1 pseudogene is annotated in these 232 nt (G+C 52.6%); it reads right to left on the bottom strand.

Annotated elements, in window-relative coordinates:
• A pseudogene (locus tag ACTHTG_RS11265) lies at positions 1–232 on the bottom strand (sigma-70 factor domain-containing protein); the annotation flags it as partial.

Below are 232 nucleotides of genomic sequence, written 5' to 3'. Positions count from 1 at the left end.
CATTTTCGATTTTTTTGGCGATGATGATTTCGTCTTCACGCGTCATCAGATCGACTTGCCCCATTTCACGCATCTACATACGCACAGGGTCGGTTGTGCGGCCGAATTCTTAATCTGCGCTGGAGAGTGCTGCTTCGGCTTCTTAAACAGCATCGTCGTCGGTCATGGCGGCGGCGTTGTCGCTCAATAGGATGTCTTCAGCATCGGGGGCTTGCTCGGTTACTTGGATGCC

Origin of the sequence: Neisseria sp. P0017.S009 (assembly GCF_051957375.1) — a bacterium.
Taxonomy (GTDB): domain Bacteria; phylum Pseudomonadota; class Gammaproteobacteria; order Burkholderiales; family Neisseriaceae; genus Neisseria; species Neisseria perflava.
Note: the sequence above shows the minus strand (reverse complement) of the source record. Positions and strands in the feature narration are given on the sequence as shown.